The organism is Pseudoalteromonas piscicida (genome assembly GCF_002744175.1).
GTDB classification, from domain to species: Bacteria; Pseudomonadota; Gammaproteobacteria; order Enterobacterales; family Alteromonadaceae; genus Pseudoalteromonas; species Pseudoalteromonas piscicida_B.
On record NZ_NKHF01000035.1, the window covers coordinates 37,930 to 60,367 of the forward strand.

At 41.6% G+C, this 22,438-nt stretch carries 18 protein-coding genes; 1 reads left to right on the top strand and 17 read right to left on the bottom strand.

What is annotated here, in order from left to right:
• Nucleotides 1-121 precede the first annotated feature (121 nt).
• The 15 genes from CEX98_RS07685 to ggt form a co-directional block, all read right to left on the bottom strand.
• Nucleotides 122-1,099: a response regulator gene (locus tag CEX98_RS07685; RefSeq protein ID WP_099641507.1), complete on the bottom strand. Its 978-nt coding sequence runs from the start codon at nt 1,097-1,099 to the stop codon at nt 122-124.
• A complete protein-coding gene (locus CEX98_RS07690) occupies nt 1,071-2,210 on the bottom strand; it encodes a response regulator (RefSeq protein ID WP_099641508.1) in 1,140 nt (379 codons plus the stop codon). Before CEX98_RS07690 ends, CEX98_RS07685 begins: the two co-directional genes overlap by 29 nt.
• Nucleotides 2,200-4,098 carry an EAL domain-containing response regulator gene (locus CEX98_RS07695; protein ID WP_099641509.1) on the bottom strand — a complete coding sequence of 633 codons (1,899 nt, stop codon included), beginning with the start codon at nt 4,096-4,098 and terminating at the stop codon, nt 2,200-2,202. The genes CEX98_RS07690 and CEX98_RS07695 overlap by 11 nt, the downstream gene beginning before the upstream one ends.
• 424 nt (nt 4,099-4,522) lie before the next feature.
• Nucleotides 4,523-5,851, bottom strand: coding sequence for a Na+/H+ antiporter family protein (locus CEX98_RS07700; RefSeq protein WP_099641510.1), 1,329 nt, complete (start codon nt 5,849-5,851; stop codon nt 4,523-4,525).
• A gap of 1 nt (nt 5,852) precedes the next feature.
• Nucleotides 5,853-7,796 carry a transglutaminaseTgpA domain-containing protein gene (locus CEX98_RS07705; RefSeq protein ID WP_099641511.1) on the bottom strand — a complete coding sequence of 648 codons (1,944 nt, stop codon included), beginning with the start codon at nt 7,794-7,796 and terminating at the stop codon, nt 5,853-5,855.
• Nucleotides 7,786-8,727 (bottom strand): DUF58 domain-containing protein, encoded by a 942-nt coding sequence (locus CEX98_RS07710; protein WP_099641512.1) that lies wholly within the window; start codon nt 8,725-8,727, stop codon nt 7,786-7,788. Before CEX98_RS07710 ends, CEX98_RS07705 begins: the two co-directional genes overlap by 11 nt.
• Nucleotides 8,728-8,729: 2 nt before the next feature.
• A complete protein-coding gene (locus CEX98_RS07715) occupies nt 8,730-9,635 on the bottom strand; it encodes an AAA family ATPase (RefSeq protein ID WP_099641513.1) in 906 nt (301 codons plus the stop codon).
• Nucleotides 9,632-10,015: a response regulator gene (locus CEX98_RS07720; protein ID WP_099641514.1), complete on the bottom strand. Its 384-nt coding sequence runs from the start codon at nt 10,013-10,015 to the stop codon at nt 9,632-9,634. Before CEX98_RS07720 ends, CEX98_RS07715 begins: the two co-directional genes overlap by 4 nt.
• Before the next feature lie 264 nt (nt 10,016-10,279).
• Nucleotides 10,280-11,521, bottom strand: a complete 1,242-nt coding sequence (locus CEX98_RS07725; RefSeq protein WP_099641515.1) for a S41 family peptidase — start codon at nt 11,519-11,521, stop codon at nt 10,280-10,282.
• Nucleotides 11,522-11,567: 46 nt separating this feature from the next.
• The gene (locus tag CEX98_RS07730; RefSeq protein WP_099641516.1) at nt 11,568-12,140 is read right to left on the bottom strand and encodes a tRNA-(ms[2]io[6]A)-hydroxylase; all 573 of its coding nucleotides are present in this window, start codon (nt 12,138-12,140) and stop codon (nt 11,568-11,570) included.
• A gap of 42 nt (nt 12,141-12,182) precedes the next feature.
• Nucleotides 12,183-12,836 carry a sulfotransferase family protein gene (locus tag CEX98_RS07735; protein ID WP_099641517.1) on the bottom strand — a complete coding sequence of 218 codons (654 nt, stop codon included), beginning with the start codon at nt 12,834-12,836 and terminating at the stop codon, nt 12,183-12,185.
• Nucleotides 12,837-12,839: 3 nt separating this feature from the next.
• Nucleotides 12,840-13,214, bottom strand: a complete 375-nt coding sequence (locus CEX98_RS07740; protein ID WP_099641518.1) for an MAPEG family protein — start codon at nt 13,212-13,214, stop codon at nt 12,840-12,842.
• A 58-nt stretch (nt 13,215-13,272) separates the two neighbouring features.
• Nucleotides 13,273-13,977 (bottom strand): SIMPL domain-containing protein, encoded by a 705-nt coding sequence (locus tag CEX98_RS07745; protein WP_099641519.1) that lies wholly within the window; start codon nt 13,975-13,977, stop codon nt 13,273-13,275.
• Nucleotides 13,978-14,187: 210 nt separating this feature from the next.
• Nucleotides 14,188-15,882: an NAD-dependent malic enzyme gene (locus tag CEX98_RS07750; RefSeq protein ID WP_099641520.1), complete on the bottom strand. Its 1,695-nt coding sequence runs from the start codon at nt 15,880-15,882 to the stop codon at nt 14,188-14,190.
• A gap of 174 nt (nt 15,883-16,056) precedes the next feature.
• A complete protein-coding gene (ggt, locus tag CEX98_RS07755; protein WP_099641521.1) occupies nt 16,057-17,817 on the bottom strand; it encodes a gamma-glutamyltransferase in 1,761 nt (586 codons plus the stop codon).
• Nucleotides 17,818-17,899: 82 nt separating this feature from the next.
• Between ggt and rrtA the strand changes: the two genes are divergently transcribed.
• Complete coding sequence (rrtA, locus tag CEX98_RS07760; protein WP_099641522.1) at nt 17,900-18,484, top strand: rhombosortase; 585 nt, start codon at nt 17,900-17,902, stop codon at nt 18,482-18,484.
• A 25-nt stretch (nt 18,485-18,509) separates the two neighbouring features.
• On the opposite strand, the gene CEX98_RS07765 is transcribed toward rrtA, so the two are convergent.
• Entirely contained in the window at nt 18,510-20,993 is a 2,484-nt protein-coding gene (locus CEX98_RS07765; protein WP_099641523.1) for a S9 family peptidase, read from the bottom strand.
• Nucleotides 20,994-21,289: 296 nt separating this feature from the next.
• The gene (locus CEX98_RS07770; RefSeq protein ID WP_099641524.1) at nt 21,290-22,438 is read right to left on the bottom strand and encodes a 5-(carboxyamino)imidazole ribonucleotide synthase; all 1,149 of its coding nucleotides are present in this window, start codon (nt 22,436-22,438) and stop codon (nt 21,290-21,292) included.

The window sequence follows — 22,438 nt, forward strand, 5'->3', positions numbered from 1 at the left end:
TCTCGTCACTGAGACAGTCGATGCTGATTTAGAGCTAGCTAGTTTGATTTATTTTCTCACTGAGTAGGAGCTGCCCATTGTAAAGCCTGAGCTAGCTCTGTGCTCATTTATAATTCTATTATTAGGCACCTGAGTCAAAAAAACTAGAAAGAGACTCTTGGTTGCAAGTGATTTCATTAGATAGGGTGCCTTCAACCATTTTCTCTACCTGAATCTCGAGCTCAATTAATTTTCGTTGTAGCTGCGCTTGTTCAATCTTGTCTAAAACAAAAAGATAATACTGTGTGGACGAGGGGAGTATTTGAAAATGTCGGAATACCTGTTGGGCAGCGACAGTGAGTTTTGGCAGCATAGTTTCTTTATTTGCAATCGTAAAGCGCGCAATTTCTGGATTGATTGTATAGCATAATAACAGTTCGTTTATCGTCTGGTAGAGATCTATGCTATTTGCCACCTCAACTTTATTAATGGTGATAAGATAAAGCTCTGGAGCCTCAGGACTATTTGCGATATCGCATCTTAACGTGCCAAACGGTGTAGCAAAAACACCATTGCCACTAAAGCAAACGGAAAATTCCTCGACTATCTGAGGCGCTATATCTTTATTTAAGTTATGTTCCAATACTTGACCATCACTGTTGATAAGAACGCGTGGGCAATCATGCTTTTTTAATTGCGCCTGGATTACATTTTGAAAATAGTGGGCCTTATAAGTATCAATTGCGCTATAAACTTCTTGCAATAACTGTTCATTTTGCCATGGTTTACACAAAAATCGATGGGCCACCTTAGTGTTGATCATATTGATGAGCATCTCTGAATCAGTGTAACCGCTGAGTATCAAACCGACTGCAGCGGGGTTGCGCTTTTTCGCTTGCTTTAGAAACTCACCACCATCCATCTTTGGCATTCTAAAGTCAGAGATAATAACCTGAACCGCATGATTATCTAGAAATTCTAATGCGGCAAAAGGGTCGTCAAAACACGCTACATCAAGCTCGCTTTGCTGGAATACGCGCTTTAACGCGTTTAGTATAGATACCTCATCATCTAAAATGAGTACCTTGTATCTAGCTGAAGTACTTACTTCTAAGTTCATTGAAATGCTCCAACCAATGTTGATTGTCTGAATCAAAAAATGTTTTTGTCACCCAAAAGTTCATATCATTGTTGGTAACTGTGTCGACTAATAAGAGCAACCTTGTTGCACTGTTGGTTGGCTTATCCTCTTCAAGCGCTGTAGTTAGTTCATACAGTTGCTCTGTAATTGCAGGTTCATATCCGATTAAAGTGGCGGTATATAATGCGATTTGCAACTTTTCTATGTAGTCGCGTTTTGGTGATGACCGATGTTTAGTGGTAATGAGCTGGCCAATCTCAAAACCAAGTTCGCCCAAGAACAATAAAGATTGAATGAAGACTAAACGTTCAGTGTTTACGGATGGGTCATGTAGCTTGTGCGCTAGCTCTTTTAGTAACTTCACTTTTCTAAAGTTAATTTCACTTAATGTCTCGCAGTTACTAATGTCGTAACGTGCAGCAACCATATTGTGGTAGCAGACAGAAACAATGATGGCCGATACTAAATCCACCCCTAATGTTTTTAATGCGGTGGTGAGTGTATATTGTTTGGTAGGCAAGCCAACATAAGCGCTGTTGCACAAATGAAATAGTTTTGCTTGAATTAGTACCTCTTGCTCCAGCATTGCTTCAAGCTTATGAAAATCAAGGTCAATATCTTCAATTTTACTCAGCAGAATAGGCAGCTCATTCTCAATAAAGGTTTCATTTAATGCTCGCTTAATTGTGTCACTAAGTGGTAGTGCATTGATCCGCTCATATGCGGCTATCACCTCATCAAGCTCAGCTTTATGAAATGGCTTGGCAACAATAAAAGTTGCAGAAATTGATGACTTCGAAAGGATCTGACCTGTTGTGTCGCCGCTCAATAAAACTGTAATGACCTGCGAGTAACGACGTCTGACCGTATTAATTAGCTCTGTACCATTTACCGATGGCATCAAATAGTCGGTCACAAAAATATCAATACGCTCTGTGCTTTCTAACGCTTCTATAAACTGTTTTGGCGACGAATAAGTCGATATTTCAGCATCAGCCATGGTGATTTTAAAATAGCGTAGCAGAGATTTTAGCATTAACTCATCGTCGTCTACGAGTACAATCCGAGGCGCCGTGCTGTTAATAGACATAATGCATAAACTCCTCTAATGACACAGGTTTTCCTATTAAGTAACCTTGCACTTGATCACATTTTAACTTCTCTAAAACCTCCAACTGTTCAACCGTCTCAATGCCTTCAGCAACCACTTTTAAGTCTAAGTCATGAACTAAGCGTACGACATTTTGAATTAGGTCTCGCGCTGACTTTGAGCTATCAATGTTTTCAACTAGGCTTTTATCAATTTTTATTACGTCTACAGGTAGTTTAGAAATATAACCAAGGGATGAGTAGCCAGTACCAAAATCATCGATCGCAATAGAGAACCCAAGTTCTTTTAGATGCAAAATTTTACTTCTGGCCTGCTCTAAGTTTTCCAATACAAAGTTTTCTGTGATCTCTAATTCAAACTGCTCAGGCCTAACATTATGTTCATTTAAAATACTACACATGACTTCAACAAAATTAGGGTCTGCTAGTTGGTAGGGGGAGACATTAATAGCCACTTTATTTACTTCAAGTCCTTTATTTCGCCATTCACATAGCGCTATACAAGATTGTGCTATCACCCAAGTCCCTATTTTGACTATCTGTCCGTCTTTTTCGGCGATGGGAATGAAATAATCGGGGGAGTTTGCCCCAAACTCCGTGTTTTTCCATCTTATTAAAACTTCGCAGCTGTCAATTGATTGCTTGGGTAAACTGAGTTTAGGTTGAAACCGTAGGTAGAATTCATCGTTATCTACAGCGTTAAACAACGCTTCTGATACTTTGTGCTCATTCAGCTTTTCTGATAGTAAAGAGGGTGAATAACGCATATAAAAGTCGGTACGTGATTCACTGACAAATTGCGTGTAGATCACTAAACTATCAATCACTTCGGAGAGTTGCTGCTGTGGCTCAATCATAGTGTAGGAAACGGAAAATTTTATTTGAATGTTTTTTCGTATAAAAAACTGGCGAATTGAGTGTATCACCTCATCTAAAAACTTATGCACTTCAATCTCATTTTGCACTGAATCTAAGTAAAAAATCGCTTGATCGAAGCTTATTTCTAACATTGAAAAGCGACTACTTGCTTTAAAAGTTGCATGGTCAATCACCTTTTTGAATGTCTCAGAGTATATTGGAGTATTCGAAATAATGTTCTTAACGAGTAAATCTCGGATCTTAAGGCAAATCATCACAGCGTTATGGCTGGGTTTTATATGCTCGATAAACCGCTGTTTACTTTGATAGAAGTTTGGGTATTGATCTTGCTCACTCAAAAGCGGCTTTATAATAAGCAGGTAACTAGACTCGGTTTTTAATTTGAGTTCGACTTGGCAAAGCGTACCAGAACTGTTTAGGGTAGCTATACTGCGCTCGGCAAAGTCCTCGATTTTTTTACTATTCTCAAAATTAAAGAGCTGAAAGAAGTTTCCTTTATTGCCCTCATTGACAACGAGTTCAGTATAGGCGTAATTGCAATCTATCACATTGCCAAGTGTATTTATCTCTACTAATGGAGCATTATTACTACGTAAGATTTGGGCTTTTAATTCATTTTTGTGAAAGTTCGTTAGTGCTGCCTCTATGGTGGCATATAGCTCTTCGTTATCCCAAGGTTTTGATATGAACTTGAACGTATTGTTCGCGTTAATAAGTGCTTTCATATCATCATAATCCGCCTGTCCACTGAGTACGATACACTCAATATTTGGATTATGTCTTTTTACCTCTTGTATTAATTGCTGACCATTCATGCTTGGCATTCTGAAGTCAGTAATAAGTACATGTGGCTGGTGTTCATTTATTAGATCTATGGCATGCTGTGGGTCTTCCGTATAAACCACATCATAGCCTCGGAGCTTTAATGTCCGTTTTAAGGATTTTAGTATATCGATTTCATCATCAACCAACATGATAGGTGCATTCATAGCAACCCCTGTATCAGCGCATTTATCTATTCATAAAACAGTAAAATGACATGGTTTTACTGATTAGCTCTCATATTTTTGGATAGAAAACAAACTCAAGAGATTGTAAGGAGCAAAGTTTGATATAAACATTGCGGCTACGTGATTAAATAACGCATCGTAATTCCTTTGCACTCATCATTTTTCTATCTGTAACTTTACTTAGCCAAGTGAGCTTGGTTTAAAAGTTATCCTTTCTCCAGTTTAGCTTACTTTTTATTTTTTGTTAGTTGCAGATAAAATATATCAATATCAATAAATTAAATTTTTAAGAGAAAGGTAAGCTGAATAAAGAGTGGAAGAAAAAGCGATGTGAAAGAGGGAAATTGTTAGTACAATAAGGAGAGGCAACAAACCAAATTTCGGGTTGATGCCTCAGATTGGGCTACAGCACCATAGCGGCTATCCATCCAAAGCCCAAAAGTGGAATATTAAAATGGATGAAGGTTGGGACAACGGAATCCCAAATATGGTCATGCTGGCCATCAGCGTTTAGGCCTGAAGTCGGCCCAAGTGTAGAATCTGAAGCTGGAGAGCCTGCATCACCTAAGGCTCCCGCGGTGCCAACTAGGGCTGCAGTTGCCATTGCAGAAAAGCCAACTTCAAGAGATAAAGGTACAAACAGTGTAGCAATGATTGGTACGGTAGAGAAGGAGCTGCCAATACCCATAGTGATGAGTAAACCAACAAGTAGAATCATGGCTGCGGCAAGCGGTTTATTATCTCCAACAAAATCGGCACAACTTGCAACTAGGCTTGCAACATCACCAGTCGCTTTCATCACAGCAGCAAAGCCTTGGGCTGAGATCATGATAAAGCCGATCATGGCCATCATGGCTACGCCTTTACTAAATACATCAGAGTTTTGCTCCCATTTTACTATTCCGAATAGGCTAAAAATCATCACACCGACGAGGCCACCTAGGATCATTGAACCACTGATATTCTGTGCGATAAGTGATGCCAACACCGCAGCGCCACCAACAATCATTACCTTAGTTGCTTCTTTGCCTTCTGGTAAGGTCGTTGTTTGTGACTGCATTTGATGACTGACTTCATAAGTGCGTTTCTTTCGATAAGTGATAAATACTGCAACAAGTAAACCTATTAACATGCCAAGTGCCGGAATAATCATCGCATGTGGTACATCAAGCTTCGCGAGTGCTAAGCCATTATCTACCAGGTTCTTATGCAAAATCGAATAGAGGTAAATGCCCCCAAAGCCGTATGGAAGGACCATGTAGCTTGTCGCTAAACCGAATGTCAATATACAAGCGATCGCACGGCGGTCAATCGTGAGCTTATTCAATACAACCAAAAGAGGAGGGATCAGAATAGGGATAAACGCGATGTGCACTGGCACTAGGTTTTGAGACGCAATTGAACAGGCCAATATAATAACCATGATAAACATGCTTAAAAATGTTGACCCTTGCGCATCGTTTGCATTTACCAATTTGAGTAGTTTTTGTGCTAAGATTTGCGTTAATCCAGACTTAGAAATTGCCACAGCAAAACCACCAAGCATGGCATAGCTTAATGCTATTTCTGCGCCTCCAGATAAGCCATCATTGAAAGCATTTAACGTGGTTTTTAAATCCAACCCCGACACTAAGCCAGCTGCCATGGCACTTACCGTCATGGCGACGATCACGTTAATTCGAAAGAGGGTCAACCCCAGCATGAGCAAGACGCCCAAAATAACTGCATTCATATTATTTTCTTGCCTTTCTTTTTATTACTTTGTACAACGCCTTCAACTCTCTAAGTTCAGCCTGAGAGAGTGGTTCTTGTTGATACTGTGATTTTTCAATCAGTCCATAAAATCGCCAAAGTGGCGCTGATACTTCAGGAAATAATTCAACTAAGGCCACTATATTTTGTCTGACCGTGGTGCCCGATAGTTGGCCGTTGAAATGGGACACTATAGCACTGTAATAGACAAGTTCGATAGGGCGTTTGTCCCGCGCATATCGCTGAGCGAGGTAAAACAACGCAATTGATACCAAAATCAGCAATAACAGCGAGAAGGCTCCGGCCCATAGTTGGCCATATTTACCGAATAAATCGTTAAAAAGAGAGCGCTGCTTGTCTTTGTCAAAATTTATAACGATACGAGTCCATTGGTAATCAAGCGCCTCCAACTTCAATCTTAGCCAATTGATCGATTGCCAATTGGATAACCCAATAAGGCTATAACCTAAGCCACTTTTAAATTCGGTTGCTAATTGTTCGAATTGTGAAAGACTACCCGTCATCCGCTCTGGAGCTATCCAAGCTGTTGGATCTAGACGTTGCCACCCTTTGCCTGGTGCAAAATATTCGACCCAAGCATGAGCATCATATTGATAGACACTATAGTATTGTTGGTCCTGGCTTTTTTCTCCGCCTAGATAGCCCGATACCAAACGTGCTGGAATACCAGCACTTCTCAATAAAAACGCAGCGGCAGACGCATAATGTCCACAGAATCCATTAAATGAACGAAATAGGAAGTCATCAATTCTGTCTGTGGATTGTGTGGGGCTCGGGGTTAAGGTGTAAACGAATCCATTCTCTAAAAAATATCGCTTCATTTGCTCAATGAACTCAAGCTCTGTGGTCGATTGACTTGCCCATGATTGAGCCAGCAGCCGTGCTTTTTTATTTATGTTATCGGGTAAGGCGGTGTTGCGTCGGTAAAGCCAAGTTTTTAACCCAGATTGAGGTTCGAAACTGCGATATTCTATTTGATATTCTATTGGCTTTGCTGTCAGGTTCTTTAAATAAACGGTGCCAAAGACATTGGTATTTAATTGTTGATTGTCTGATGTTGAGAACCCAAAACCATAAAGCCACGGCAGGTGGCTTGGCTGCGCAATAATGGTCGCCGTGCCATTTATTGCAGTGGAAAAGCGACTTATATTGGTGCCTTGAAACTCTGATACTTTCCATTGCCTACCATCAAATTCATCATGAATGATTGCACGCCAATAAAATGGGCCTACTTGCTCGCTGTTGTTAAATGAAGCTCTAAAAACCAAGTCACTTGATTGCGATAGGTTGGCGATATTAAACGGGTCAACATTTTCTGAAAGTCCAGTTTTTGCTTGGCTTTGTGGCGCAGGCAACTGCCAAAATGCAGGAAGTTTAGGGAAAAAAACAACCATTAATGCAGCCGCCGGCAACACGATAACGAGGCTTTTAACGCTGATTGTTAATGCGGTTTTTAATCGTAAACGTTGTTCCAAATTAACCATGATAGCCAGATTTACCACCAGCATCATTAATACTAGCAGTGCGGTAAAAAGGCTTTGTGTAAACAAAAATAAGCAAGGATAAGTAAAAAAGTTAAGAATACAAACCTGTGTAAACTGACGAGGTTGTGTGGCATGCAGCTGCTTTAATAATGACGCAATGAGCATCAGTGCAACAAATACGTTTACGCTGTTTTTCATGCCAATCAACGCTGCTGTGGCGATAGCGCCTAATATGGTGATGAGATTAATCAGTCGTACGCTAATAATATTAGGTTTGCTGATCAAGCGAATGCCTTGCCAACAGGTGAGTAAAGTACATAGACCAACAAACCCAAGACCAAAATCATCCATCAGAATAATGCTTAATAAGCATAAGAATAGCGAAGTGCTGTAGTACCACTTAGGAGGGCTAAAATTCACTCAACGCCTCCAAGCAACTTAGCTTATGAGCATCACCTTTACCAAACGGTATCCGATACTGCTGCAACAAGAGAGCATATTTTGCCTGCTGTTTATCTGCATCTAGTACCATAGTACAGAGTTTACTGAGGCGTTCCTCCTTGCCACCCGAAAGCGCTGAATAATCGAGTATCACTTCATCTAAATCTGCAGACTCAGGCGCGTTTTGTTTCACAAGCATTTGCTCAGTTTTGGCATAGTGCTTCCATGAAACTCGGCTCAAACTCATGCCGTTTTGGTACGCTGACAAGTGATCAAACTCAGGTGAAAGTGTATTATTTATTGCACCTTGTTCACTATTATTGGATTGACCATAATTATGCTGCTGATCACCAGCTGGGATCGGAGTAGGGTAGATGTGAAATTGGTCATCTGGTTTTATATATGACCATGTGCGTATAAGACCAAAAGGAAAATAGCTTTGTATCTTGATCTCTCCAATTTCATAGACGCCCCTCGATAAATTCACCGCTTTTAACTCAACCACTTTTTCACCAGAGATGGTTTGAATGTGCATTGCTGAAGTATCATACTGACTCAATAAACGCAGAGATTGGATCTCAGTATTAGAAGCTACCTTGAGCTTGATATTGGCACTATATGGGCTGAAATTTGCGTGGACCCCCAAGTATCGGACATTTGTTTTGTTTAAATTAAAGAAACCCAAGAACAGAGCTGCGATCATCATCACAACCATCAAATAAGAGACCGCGAGGATTAAGTTGTTTTGATAATTTATCCCTAAAATAAAATTAAGCAGCGCAACCGCAATAAAAAATCCGCCATCCTTGGAGGGCAATATATAAATATTGTTATGAGATAAGCAAATATCAGAACTCTGATGCCTTTTAACAATATGCTGCTTAACTTTCTGTTTCAGGCCTTTGATCATGCTCAATGCACCGGAACATGCTCAAAAATCTGAGTCTCTACTTCTTCTTCATTTGTGGTTGGAATTCCAAGTCGATGGGCGCAGACTGAAGTAAACACAGCTTGAACGTCGTCTGGGATCACAAATTCTCTGCCACTAATAAAAGCATAAGCACGACTTGCAGCTGCAAGGGCTATGCTAGCTCGGGGTGATAAGGGATCGCTAAATTGTCCTGACTGCCTAGTGTGAGTCACCAAACGAAGAATATAATCAATGATAGCATCACTCAATACAATATTAGGAACTGCGCTTTGATATCGTAATAGGGCTTCGCTATCAATAACCTGAGCAACTTGGATCTGTTTACGCACGTTTCCTGCAAACTTTATCAATTGAGCTTCTGCAACGGTTGAGGGATAGCCTAAACTAATTCGCATAAAAAAGCGGTCTAGCTGAGATTCAGGTAACGGATGTGTACCGGATTGATGTTGGGGGTTTTGAGTTGCGATAACAAAAAATGGGCTAGGGAGCTCGTGGCTTACACCGTCAATAGTTACTTGATGTTCTTCCATGGCTTCAAGTAACGCACTTTGCGTTTTCGGACTTGCTCGATTTATTTCATCTGCGAGTAAAACCTGAGTAAATATGGGACCGGGATGAAACTCAAAAGATTGTTGGTCGCGATTGAATATCGACGTACCTGTAATATCTGATGGTAGTAAATCGCTGGTAAACTGCACACGGCGATAGGTTAACCCCAAGACATCGGCAAGTGAATGAGACAGCGTCGTTTTGCCCATACCGGGTAAATCTTCAATCAAAAGGTGACCCCGACAAAGCAAACTACAAATTGCGAGCTTTATTTGCTCGGGCTTTTCTAATATGACATTGGACAGCGCATCTATGATTTTCTTTATTTCTTCATTCATGTAACCAGCTCTAAACGCTTCATTACAGAATCTACTTTATGCGCATTGAAAGGCTTAGCGATAAATCCTTTAGCACCAAGCTCCCAAGTATTTTGTACATTTTCCATGCTGTTGTGACCAGAACACATAATCACGTGTGCAGCAGGAAAGTTTTCATTTATGTAGGAAAGGATCTCAGTGCCATCTGTGTCAGGAAGCTCAATGTCCAAAAACACCACGCTGGGTTGTTTATGTTTTAAGAGCGGTTTTGCAGAATCAAAGTCTTCACAGCCATAAACTTCTTCAAACCCTAGGTTTTCCAAAATCTGTGTCAGAAAATCTCTAATCTCAACAGCGTCATCTATTATCAAGATTGGTTCTAGCGGTCTTACAAATTCCATATGTCGATACTTCAAATTACAAATTCAACCACATACTATAAAAACCAAATCCATAGCTCAATAGAAAAAGTCGTAAACTTTTTAATAATGTCCGATACCGTCTAGTATTGGACATATTATAGTGATGAACGAGGGCAAATGTGTAGCTATAACAAACCATACTTAACATCCTATAATTTATATTATGTTAAATAGAATAAATAAGAGAACAACACGCGTTATCCTCTTATTATATTTACTGTTAATTCAGTTGCTTCTTGCATCCTACTGAATATTTTGGCCTAAAACTTTTATTGCAGTCTCGAGCGCGACGTCATTGCCGTTTTTATCCATGTCTCCTCGTCTTAACATATCAGGCTCGAACGCTTCACGAAAACTACCATCGGCATGATAAAGCCGTTCAAATCCAACCTCGACCCAAGCGCCGCTATCATTTAACGAAAGTCGTTTTATACCACCAAGTAAATCCGCCATTGGTGCACCAATAATTGCTTTTGCCCCGAGTGCATCGAAGCCAATCGTCATGCCTTCTCCTATGCTACCTGTCCAACGTCCTGCAAGCACAACAAATGGCACAGTAACTTGTGGTTGCTGAGGCGTGGCGAATGCCTGCTCAAGAACCGCGGATTGATAGTTGGTTGCCGGTGTCTGTGTTCGGTATTGTTGATATACAGCTTTGGAATCGGTGAAATGACCAAGGATTGGTTCTGCAACACCGGTATTGCCGCCACTTGGAGTATTACGTAAATCTAAAATATACCCCGTAACTTTTCCCAAAGCTTGCAACGCCTTTGTAAACTCAACGACCGTTTGCTCATTACCCATGGCATTATTGAATCTAATGTAGCCGAAGTCTCCGAGCTTGTTAAAAGACACCTTTGGTCCGTCACTGAGTGCATTAATGGCATCATAGCTCGCAGCGAGTGTGACCTTAGTTATTTCTCCCTGTTTTATAAGCTCGATTGTACGTGGCTGGTAGCGCTTTCCACCTAACGCAACATTAAGTGCATAATTACGTTGTTGATGACTTAGTGAGCTAAACGGCACTTGCATTACATCTTCAACTGCGGCCGTAACTGTTTGATTATTTATACTCGCGACCGTGTTTCCTGGTCTCAAACCAGCAATATCTGCTGCACTATCACGCTTAACATCTTGGATCACTGCGATGCCGCCTACAAACTCAGCATATAAGTCGGCACCCGTGGGATAGACGATATAGTCATCTTCGTTCAGCGGGCCCATATTCAGATGTGGATCTGTGAAGTGCCGTAAATAGGCTTGGCTCAAGTCTATAAAGCCCTGTTTTGTCTTTATATTCTCTAGTTTAGCTGCGAACAGTTGCTTGCTCTGCTGATACCCTTCAAAATCTCCAAGATACGCGTAATGGGTAACCAAATTTGAGTTAAGTTCTTGCCATGCCTTTGCAGGCTGAAAAGCTTCATTGCCGCAGGCTGCCGAGCTTATAAAAAAACCGGCCAGATAAAGTTTTGTTTTTAGGTTCATATAGCTAAACTCCCTATTATTATTATTTTTTCCTGTTTTTAGACTGTTAATGCAGTGCAGCGGTAAACGGAATACCCTTACAAATTTCACCTTCAGCAACTAAAATTTCTTCTAGTCGTTTATCAATTATTTGTTTATCAAAGTACTCGTATCCCAGCTCTACAAATAGGTTTTTATGCTTTTCTTCAGATTTAGCTATGGTGACATAAAAGTCTTTTTCTTTACCTTCTGGTAACGCCTCTGCGACCAAAGAAAAACGTTCATGTCCCCTCGCCTCTATGACGGCACCAATGAGTAGCCTATCAATCAAGTACTCATCACTACCTTGGCGAAATAGTGCTCTCATTTGCTTAATGTAAGGATCTTTTTGGTCGTTACCCAACAAAGTGCCACGTTCAGTTAACAGCTTAAGAACTTGTTTAAAGTGGATCATCTCCTCTATGGCGAGGTCTGCCATAGCCTTTACCAACTTGATCCGATCAGGGTAATGACCAAGCATAGCCATTGCCATACCCGCAGCTTTCTTTTCCGCCGCAGCGTGATCTTGTAAAAAGGTATCAAAGTCTTCTAGGACTTTTTCAGTCCAACTAAATGGTGTGTGAAATTTCAGTTCAAACATAATCTTATCTTGTATATACAGCTTAGTTTGAGTATAGCAAACTCAAACTACAGATTGAATTTGGCGTTCATAAAGAATCGCATCTTTATCAGCTTTACCTTGCCTGGTTGACTCAACTTTATTGACGTGAGCAAACCATTTCCACGCAGTAACTTTACCACCTATATTGACGTGTGGGATCTCAATTTGCTGACATTCTACAGCCAAAAACTCTGCTAGTTTACATGCTACACTGGGCTCTGCTATATCAATAGAAAGAAATGGAATATCATTAGCCTGGCTGAAGTTAATCACTTTTTCCAGATGACGTTGGTAGCAAGCGTGCCAATAGCTGTCATCGTCAAAATGCTGCTCAAAGTCACTAAAAGTTTCGAGATAACAGCGCTTTATGGTGTCATTGAATCCGCCTTGCTGAGATAACAAGTTAGCTTGCATCGCCGACATTAGCCTTTTAATGGATGGTAACCAGTTATCAAATTGGCGTGTTAAGTGAATAATCTTAACGTTGGGATACAAAGCGTATAGTTTCTCAAAGTCTGCGAACACTGGGGTGTCGGCAATAAATTCAGCTTCATCTAAAGCTTGTCTTGTATAGGCTGTATGTGCCGTTTTATAGCCAAGAGTGAGCGCTGTGATGCATAGACTTGTTGTTCCGGTTCGTGGTAAGCCGGTTACTAATATTTTTTGTTTTGTCATCGCTTAAATAAAATAAAAGCCTATATTAGCCAAAGCCAAAATAAGCAGTACTCCATAAGTTGTTGCCATTGCCACTTTTCTTATCGCAAAGTTAGTTTTACCTAGCGCTACGTAATGAGCCACTCGTGAAAACAAAAAAGCCGCACCTAGGGCATGAAGCACAAGAGGGTTAAGCTGTTGCGTTTCAAGTAGGAACATCATTAGTAACACAAGCGGTGTGTATTCAATAAAATTAGCATGGATGCGAATGGCACTTTGCAGTGTATCAACGCCCCCGTCTCCAAGTGAGACTTTGTGTTTATGCCTCAAGCCGATAATGTTGAAGCTAAGCTTTATGTAAAACAGCGTAAGTATTGCGCCATACAATCCAGTGATCATTAAAAAACCCTCCAATAGGAGGGTTTAGTGTATAGGTTAAACTAATCAACGACCAGTATTACTCAATTAAGTACACCGCATAAACTTCTGCATTTAGCTTAATAGCACCGGTGTTATATGCATTTTTATATGAACCTTGATCGGCCTCCATCGCCATTGCTGCTGAGCGGACATAGGGTTGGATGGGGGTCTGCATAGGTTGAAATGACACTGAGTATAATTTTGCAAGTTCTACGTCAAATTCGCCAGCCAGCTCTTTTGCTGCTTTTTTTGCATCTTTTATCGCGGCCTTCTTAAGGCTTTGCATATATTTGCCTTCATTTTCAACGCCAAACTCGGTGTTGTTAAACTGGTTGATACCACTATCTACAAACTCTTGTAGTAACTCTGGATATTTTTTGATGTCTTTCAGTTTCACAGTCAAACTGCGACTGACACGAAAGCCATCAAATTCTTCTTCGTTAGTTTGACGGTTATAATGTGTTTGTCTGTACACGTTAAGTTGATCCGCATGAATATCATCTTCTGTAATATCAAAGCGCTTCGCAATTGAAATGGCTTTTGCCATGATCTGGTCAACCGTTTCTTTCGCCTTTGGTAGTGACTTGTGTTTTTCAGTAATAGCGACACGAATGGTCGCAACGTCAGGCTGAACCTGAATAAATGCTGTACCTTTCACGTATAGGTGTGGAGAATCAGGCAATGCACCTGCAAAGCTGAAGCCGGATAAACATAGTGCCAGTAAGCCAGTAATAATTCGCATCTTTTGCTCCTAAAATGTGATACGGCTATATTCAAGCATATTTGAATTAACAACTACTGAATTGTAATTCAGGATAACAAACTTTAACAATTTAAAGACCGAGTTTTGGTGGGGATGTTGAGCTAAGTTGGAACAATAACAGTGACATAAACTTGCCCCTACTGCTGCGGGGCAAGTTGAGATACGAATAATCCGTTAGTTAGTCAGCGACTAAATACTACAGCGTTTGTAATTGCGATATTTTGGTAACCAATAATTTTTATCGATAGCAGTCCAAATCGCTTCGTCATCCATTTCAAGAGCAACGCCCTCTTCCATCGCTTTCTTCGCTACTGCAAATGCAATGCGTTTACTTAGCGGCTCGATTTCAGTAAGCGCAGGTAAAAGGCTTCCTTTACCAGTATTGGCTCGTGGCGAAGACTCAGCAAGCATTTCACTTGATACCATCAACATACTGTCTGTAATACGCGTGGCTTTGGCGGCCAGTACGCCAAGTCCAATACCTGGGAAGATATAGCTATTATTACATTGAGGTATAATAATTGTCTCTTCGCCATGCACAACTGGCTCAAATGGGCTTCCGGTCGCGACAATAGCTTGACCATCTGTCCATTCAATCACATCTTTTGGATGCGCTTCAACTTGGCGTGACGGATTGCTCAAAGGGAAAATAATAGGTTGCTCACACCCACTATGCATTGCTCTGATCACTTGCTCAGTAAAAAGACCAGCTTGACCTGATACACCAATCAAAATATCTGGTTTCGCACAATGCATCACGTCTAGCAAAGATGCAAATTCGCCGCTGTAAGTCCAGTCTTGTAAATTTGCTTGTTGCTGCACAAGGGCTGCTTGGAAGTCTCGTAACCCTTCCATCCCTTCAGTTAGTAGACCAAAGCGGTCAACCATGAACACCTGACTTCTCGCTTGTTCATCAGTTATCCCTTCAGATACCATCTGGCTGATGATCTGCTCGGCGATACCACAACCTGCTGAGCCGGCACCAACAAACACTACTTTTTGCTCAGATAGTTTCGCCCCTTTAACACGGCAAGCTGCAAGCAATGAACCTACAGTAACTGCTGCTGTACCTTGAATATCATCGTTAAAGCTACAAATTTCATCACGGTAGCGCTTAAGTAAAGGCATGGCGTTTGGCTGCGCAAAGTCTTCAAATTGCAACAACACATTTGGCCAACGTCGCTTCACCGCCTTGATAAAGAGATCAAGGAATTCGTCATACTCTTCTTGGCCAATACGTGGGTGTCTCGCACCCATGTACATAGGATCATTTAGCAGTTTTTCGTTATTAGTGCCCACGTCTAACATTACTGGAAGTGTGTAAGCCGGACTAATACCGCCACACACAGTGTAAAGCGCTAATTTACCAATCGGGATCCCCATACCGCCTATGCCTTGGTCGCCAAGGCCTAAGATACGCTCACCGTCAGTGACTACGATAACTTTTACCTTGCCTTTAGTTGCATTGCGAAGTATGTCGTCAATTTGATAGCGATCTTCATAAGAAATAAACAATCCGCGAGAGCTACGGTAAATATCAGAAAATTTCTCACACGCATCGCCTACCGTTGGTGTGTAAATGATCGGCATCATTTCTTCTAGATGATCGCGTACTAATCGGTAATACAAGGTTTCATTATTATCCTGAATGGCACGCAGATAAATATGCTTGTTTAGATTGTCACTAAAGCTTGAATACTGTTGATAACAACGCTCAACTTGCTCTTCAATGGTTTCGTAGCGAGGCGGAAGTAGTCCTGCTAAATTAAAGTTTTCACGCTCATGTTGTGAAAATGCGCTGCCTTTGTTGAGTAGCGGCGTTTCGAGCAGCGTGGGACCTGAGTATGGAATGTAGAGATAATTTGGATCGGTTTGTTTAGTCATATTTACAAGCTTGACACTAATTTTTTTAGTCTAAGGGTTCATTATTGTCGAAAAGGATTAAATTACAATGAATTTAGTGCTCATCAGACCAATATCAACGCGCTCCAGAGCGCATTAAAAAGTATTTTTCTGGAACGCGAAATTATAGCCTAAAAGCACTGATTTAACTATGGCTTATTCACTACTTTCACCAAGTGCAACACCTTCTCTTCGTGGGTCTGCGCCTCCTACCAAGTGACCATCTTTCAGCTCAATGGCATGCAGGCCCGAGTTTAAGTCGCGCACTTGCACTTCATGGCCTTTCTTTTCAAAAAACGGCACTTGTTCTACAAGCTCAGTTCCTTTTTCAAGCGTAGTGTATTTGTTACGGTTAGTAATTTTTGGCAAGTCTATGGCGGCTTGAGGAGAAAGTCCCCAGTCCAGTACGCCTACCAAAGTTTGCGCAACGTAGTTAATTATCCGACTTCCGCCTGGAGAGCCGACAATCAGCTTAAGTGAACCATCTTGATTAAACACCATTACGGGGGCCATTGAGCTTCTGGGGCGTTTATTTGCCTCTACTCTGTTTGCTACCAATTTATCTCCCACTTTAGGAGAAAGCGCGAAGTCAGTTAATTGGTTATTGAGCAAATAGCCATTTACCATCACGGTAGACCCAAAGGCCATTTCAATTGAGCTGGTCATAGAAATGGCGTTACCGTCGGCATCGACTATCGAGACATGGCTCGTTGAGGGTAATTCGTAGCTGTCGTCCATAGCGTAGGCTAGCTTCCCAACGGTTGGGTCGCCCACAGGAAAATGAGGATTATCCATATCGCCTATTAGCTTACTTCTGCTTGATAAGTATTGTTCATCCAATAGCTCACGCGTTGGTACTGCAACAAAGTCTGGATCAGCTACGTAAAAATCTCGGTCTGCAAATGCTAACCTTGAAGCTTGCGTAAACAGATGTAGCGCTTCAGGGTCATTGGCTTTGTATTTACCTAAATCAAACGGTTCGAGCAATTTCATCATTTGTAAAACAGCGATACCGCCGCTACTTGGTGGTGCCATCGAGCACACTTTATAGACCCGGTAACTGGTACAAATTGCTTGTCTTGTTTTGCTTTTGTAGTTTGCTAAATCGTTTAATGCCAATTTACCAGGTGCAATTTCAGATTTTTGCACAGCTTCAACCAGTTGAGTGGCATTTTGCCCTTCATAAAAAGCCTGTATACCTTGTGTTGCTAATTTGAAATACAGGTTGGCAAGAGGCAAATTCTTTTTCAGTGTGCCCGGTTTCAACGCTTTTCCATCGGGATAGAAGTATTCTTTTGCCGGGCTTAGTTTTGTTAAACCTGGGTTTAACTTCTTCTCAAGCAACATGTTTAAGCGTGGAGAGACGATAAACCCTTCACGGGCGAGTTCAATTGCTGGCTTAAAAAGGGTCTGCCAAGGTAACTTTCCATATTTGTCATGGGCTGACTTAAATGCATGCAAAATGCCAGGAACGCCGACTGAACGTCCCCCTACAACAGCCTCAATCCATCTTACAGCATGACCAGATTGATCAAGGAAAAGTTCTGGGCTCGCCCCTTTAGGTGCTGTTTCTCTACCATCAAAGCTAATGAGTTCATTGGTTTCTTTATCGTAATGTAATATGAAAGCTCCACCGCCTATTCCCGAGGACTGTGGTTCAACTAAAGTCAAAACCAGCTGGGTTGCTATCATTGCATCGACAGCACTGCCCCCTTTTGACAGCATTAACTGCCCTGCTTTACTGGCGTACGGGTTTGCGGCCACGACCATATACTTTTGGGCAGTGCGCGCCTCTTTTGACTGAAAGCCAGTCGCGGCTTCGGGCTCTCTAATCTCGATTGTTTGTTGTTCAGCTAAGGTGTTTGTTGAAAAGCTGAATGCGGCCATCACGGTCAGTGATGCAAGTGTATGTTTCATAATACCCACTTTGCTTACTACTAATATTTGGCATCATAAAAGCAATTAGGCACAATATGCAAAAATAATAATGTGAAATCGTATGTTTGATCTCCCAACTAACAAAGAATACTTAATAGGTCCCTTATCATTGGCTATATTATCTGCGGTTTTAATGCTGTTTAATCTTGGCTATTTCTTTGACTTTGACAGAGCAGCTATTAACGATGGTGAGTTTTGGCGCATACTGAGCGGCCAATTTACGCACAGTAATTGGTATCATTTACTGTTAAACCTGCTTGGGATCCTATTTATTTGGCTGTTACATGCCGAATACACAGCTCCCAAAAAGTACTGGATAAACGTGGTGTTTTTAGGGCTGTTTACTGGGGGAATGATCTTTCAGTTTGCACCAAATATAGTTGTATATACAGGTTTAAGTGGCTTATTACACGGCCTGATTGTATGGGGCGCTATTGAAGACATAAAACGTAAGGTGACGACAGGTTACTTGTTGTTTGTTGGTGTTTGGGCAAAAGTGGCGTGGGAACAATACAGTGGGGCCAGTGAGGAAGTCGCCCGACTCATTGACTCTAGAGTAGCAATTGAAGCACACCTTTATGGTGCTATTGGCGGCATAATTTTAGCTTTGATTTACATGAGTATTAAACAAAAAAAGCCAGCATAATGCTGGCTTTATGTCGGTTAGTTCATTACAAGTTTTCTTTAAACAACTTGTATATACGACGGTATTCATCTAACCAGCTTGAAGGCTGTCTAAATCCATGAGGTTCAACAGGATAAATAGCCGTTTCAAAGTCTTCCTTTTCAAGCTCAATTAAGCGTTGCACAAGACGCACAACATCTTGGAAAAACACGTTATCATCCACCATAGGGGCGTTAATAAGTAGCTTGTTTTTCAATCCTTGTGCATGGTAAATCGGCGAACTACGCTGATATGCAATAGGGTCAATATCTGGACGGTTTAGAATATTCGAGGTGTACGGGTCATTATAATAAGCCCAATCTGTTACCGGGCGTAGTGCAGCTCCAGCTTGGAACAAGTCGGGTTGTGTAAACAGTGCCATAAATGTCATAAAGCCGCCATACGAGCCACCGTAGGTTCCTACTGCGTCGCGGTTAACATTCACGTTATTGACCATCCATTCTACACCATCGGCTAAATCTTCGATTTCTGGCTTGCCCATATGACGATAAATAGCCGTTCTCCAATCTCGACCGTAACCTTTTGAGCCGCGGTAATCCATGTCCATCACCACATAACCTTCGCTGGCCAGTAATGAGTGGAACATAAACTCCCTAAAGTAGTTAGACCAACCAAGGTGCGAGTTTTGTAGGTAGCCTGCACCATGATTAAAAATAACGGCTTTGCGGTTTTTACCCGTTTCCCCTTCTTGATAATCCGCAGGATAGTATACCTTAGCATAGACAGGCTCACCTTGATGACTTGAAGGCACAGCCACTATTTTAGGGGCGATCAGCTTTTTATTTAAAAATGCATCGGAAACCGTATTTGTTAAACGCGATACCGACGACTTTGGTGTTGCATCTGCAACATAAAGCTCAGGTGGCATCATGATCTTCGAATGAGTTAGCAAAAGCTTTTGTTCATCAGGACTTAGTTGATAATCAGTAAGGCCATCTAAATCTGTGATTTGCTCGTCTTTTCCTGTCTCCAGATTTACACGATAGATTTCATATAAACCTGGGTGCTCTTTGTTAGCTTTGTAGTAAACGAATTTATTGTCAGCGGTAAGGGTTGGCTCTGATACCACAAACTTTCCGGTGGTCATTGCCTTTGCTTTACCCTTGAGCGGCTTAATGTAAAGTTGGCTATATCCCGACTGTTCTGAAAGGTAATACAGTGTGTTTTGATTGTTTAACCAACCAAAATCATTATAGGTGTAGTTAATCCATGCATCGTCATGAAGGCGGTGTTGTGAGACGAATTGTTGTTTTGCAAAATCAACCGTTGCAATCCAGCGATCTTTGTTATCCCAAGCACCCAACATAACAGCAACTTGTGAGCCGTCGCTATTCCATTGGATTGCCGACTGGCTCCAACCCCAAGTATCAATCAAGTTAATATCGCGTGGTGCCTTTTCGCTTTTGTAGCTTTCACCTTTGGCGTTCGCATTTTCGCGCTTGACCTCAGCTAATACGTCTTCATCAAAACCAGGTAGCGTTTCATAGCTTAATGTTGTTTGCTCAGCCTTGTTCAAATCAATAAAGATAACCTCTGAACGCATTGGCTCTGTATCTGCTACTCTGCGGCGAGCTTCGACTGGGTCGATATCACCATTTTGGCTTACGTAATTCGGCATGATGTCGGTATCTGAACGACGAGGCTTGTCATCAGTGATCACCGCGATGAGCTTGTCAGCAGATGGAGCTAAACTCATCGAGATTAACGTTTTACCCTTGCCTAGGTAAAACTGATTATCTTGAATGCTGTCATTATTTTCATCGAGAGCTTGTGCACGGGCTTCGCGATCTTTGCTATTTTTGTGCGTTAACGCCACGAATTGAATTAGTTTATGCTGTTGCTCAGCAATATAACCACTTGGCTCTTTCACTCCTTCAGGTTTGTCGCTCAAGTGTAACTTTACAAGCTCTTTGGTTAAGCCTGTTTTTAAATCTACTGCGAATAGTGCATTACCGCTGCGATAAGCTAACCGACCATCAGTTAAAAATTGAGGTGCATATTCATAGGTTGATGAATGCGTTACTTGCGTTAAGTTACCTGACTTCAAGTCTTTTACGAAAATATTGCCTTTGAACTCGTATGATTGTAGCGTCTTACCTGCATTGTAAACCGCGTTTGATGCGCCAACGGCATGGAGGTCTGATAACGATACCACCTCGCTTTTTTGCGTGTCGCTAACCTTATATAGGTCTCTTAATTCATTTCCAGCTTGCTTACGTTTGTAAAAAACCGTGTTGCTGTCAGCTCCCCAATACGCGCTTTCAGGCTGTCTACCCAACCAATCAGGGTGCGCCATCGCTTGCTTAAGGGTGATTTGTTCACCACCAAAGTCAACTGGGGTCGACACGACGGATGAAAATTGTGTGTTGCTTTCAACTTGCTGCGGTTGTTGGTTTACTTCTGTGGTTTGGCAACCAGAAAGCAGTAATCCAGACGCTACTGCTATCGAGATAAGAGAGAGTTTCAACATGTGACTTTCTTATAATAGTTAAATTTGTCTAATTTAAGCAGAAAGCCAATGTAATATCGAATGATTTAAGACTAAAAGCACGATGGATGGGACAAAAAAAGGCCAGCATGGGATGCTGGCCAAATACTCTCTGCGCTCACATAGTCGTTGATGGACAACGAGTATGAAATGAGGCCTATCCGCGCCTCACTATAATAGACTGCGGTTTTAAAAAAGAGTTCCAACAATTACAGAAAAAATTGTATTTTTCTATCCCTGTTTAGAAACCGCTTTTTCAACAGGCCCTTAATAGCGAATTAATTTAATATCAATTGCTGAGCTGTATCCATCACACCTGGATAATCGGCTTCTGGTAAAATTTCAGCCAGCTCTGCTAAAGCTTCACCTAGCTGATGCAGTGAACCAGCAGACACATTGATATGGCCCATTTTGCGACCTGGCTTTGCCGATTTCCCGTACCAGTGACTCGTCACACCTGACACCGCTAAGACCTGGGCAGGAATATGATCTTGCCCCAGCACATTAATCATAGCCGTCGGGCGCAATAAAGAAGTGTCACCAACAGGTAAATCTGCCACAGCACGAATATGGTTTTCGAACTGACTAACATGGGCGCCTTGCTGCGTCCAGTGCCCTGAGTTATGTACCCGAGGTGCGATTTCGTTGACCAATAACTCCCCATCAACATCGAAGAATTCAATGGCTAACACACCCACATAATCAAGCGCATTGGCTAACTTGGCAAAAGCATCTTCTGCTTGTGCCTGAATATTCGCTTTTTCTTTACCCGCAATAGATAAAGTTAGCACGCCATTAGTATGCTGATTTTCGGTAAGTGGGTATATTTTGCAATCCCCATTTTTTGTACGAACACCAATAATTGATACTTCGCGGTCGAATGGGATCATTTTCTCTGCGACAATTGAATGAGGCTGGGCGTCTGTACCGGCTTGTAAAAATGCCGACATCTCTGCCCAGATAGTCTCTATCTCAGCTTCTGATTTTACTCGCCATTGACCTTTTCCGTCGTAGCCCGCTTGGCAGGTTTTAACCACTAACGGCAATCCGAGTTCATCTATTGCGCTAAGAAAGTGAGGCTTATCTGTGATAATTTTAAACGGCGCACAAGCGACTTTTGTTTTTTCAAGCAAGGCCTTTTCTTTAGCCCTATCACCGCCGGTTGCAATCGCTTCGGCACCAGGATAAAACTTACCGCTTTGCTGGCATACGGTGAGTACATCCAATGGAATGTGTTCGAACTCCGCTGTGATCGCATCAGCGTTTGCAATTGCTTGTTGCAGGGATTCCGATGTTGTCGTAAAAGTAACGGGGTTTATTACTGTTTTACTTCCAACATCATACGCGAGTACGTTAATATCAAGGTGAGTCGCTGAAAGACTCATCATCCGAGCCAATTGGCCCGCACCTAAAACAAGAATATTCAT

Bases quoted from the DNA above. Each gene is read 5' to 3' on its own strand.
- CEX98_RS07685 (WP_099641507.1), bottom strand. From the start codon at position 1,099: ATGAACTTAGAAGTAAGTACTTCAGCTAGATACAAGGTACTCATTTTA.
- CEX98_RS07690 (WP_099641508.1), bottom strand. From the start codon at position 2,210: ATGTCTATTAACAGCACGGCGCCTCGGATTGTACTCGTAGACGACGAT.
- CEX98_RS07695 (WP_099641509.1), bottom strand. From the start codon at position 4,098: ATGAATGCACCTATCATGTTGGTTGATGATGAAATCGATATACTAAAA.
- CEX98_RS07700 (WP_099641510.1), bottom strand. From the start codon at position 5,851: ATGAATGCAGTTATTTTGGGCGTCTTGCTCATGCTGGGGTTGACCCTC.
- CEX98_RS07710 (WP_099641512.1), bottom strand. From the start codon at position 8,727: ATGATCAAAGGCCTGAAACAGAAAGTTAAGCAGCATATTGTTAAAAGG.
- CEX98_RS07715 (WP_099641513.1), bottom strand. From the start codon at position 9,635: ATGAATGAAGAAATAAAGAAAATCATAGATGCGCTGTCCAATGTCATA.
- CEX98_RS07720 (WP_099641514.1), bottom strand. From the start codon at position 10,015: ATGGAATTTGTAAGACCGCTAGAACCAATCTTGATAATAGATGACGCT.
- CEX98_RS07725 (WP_099641515.1), bottom strand. From the start codon at position 11,521: ATGAACCTAAAAACAAAACTTTATCTGGCCGGTTTTTTTATAAGCTCG.
- CEX98_RS07730 (WP_099641516.1), bottom strand. From the start codon at position 12,140: ATGTTTGAACTGAAATTTCACACACCATTTAGTTGGACTGAAAAAGTC.
- CEX98_RS07735 (WP_099641517.1), bottom strand. From the start codon at position 12,836: ATGACAAAACAAAAAATATTAGTAACCGGCTTACCACGAACCGGAACA.
- CEX98_RS07740 (WP_099641518.1), bottom strand. From the start codon at position 13,214: ATGATCACTGGATTGTATGGCGCAATACTTACGCTGTTTTACATAAAG.
- CEX98_RS07745 (WP_099641519.1), bottom strand. From the start codon at position 13,977: ATGCGAATTATTACTGGCTTACTGGCACTATGTTTATCCGGCTTCAGC.
- CEX98_RS07750 (WP_099641520.1), bottom strand. From the start codon at position 15,882: ATGACTAAACAAACCGATCCAAATTATCTCTACATTCCATACTCAGGT.
- ggt (WP_099641521.1), bottom strand. From the start codon at position 17,817: ATGAAACATACACTTGCATCACTGACCGTGATGGCCGCATTCAGCTTT.
- rrtA (WP_099641522.1), top strand. From the start codon at position 17,900: ATGTTTGATCTCCCAACTAACAAAGAATACTTAATAGGTCCCTTATCA.
- CEX98_RS07765 (WP_099641523.1), bottom strand. From the start codon at position 20,993: ATGTTGAAACTCTCTCTTATCTCGATAGCAGTAGCGTCTGGATTACTG.
- CEX98_RS07770 (WP_099641524.1), bottom strand. From the start codon at position 22,438: ATGAATATTCTTGTTTTAGGTGCGGGCCAATTGGCTCGGATGATGAGT.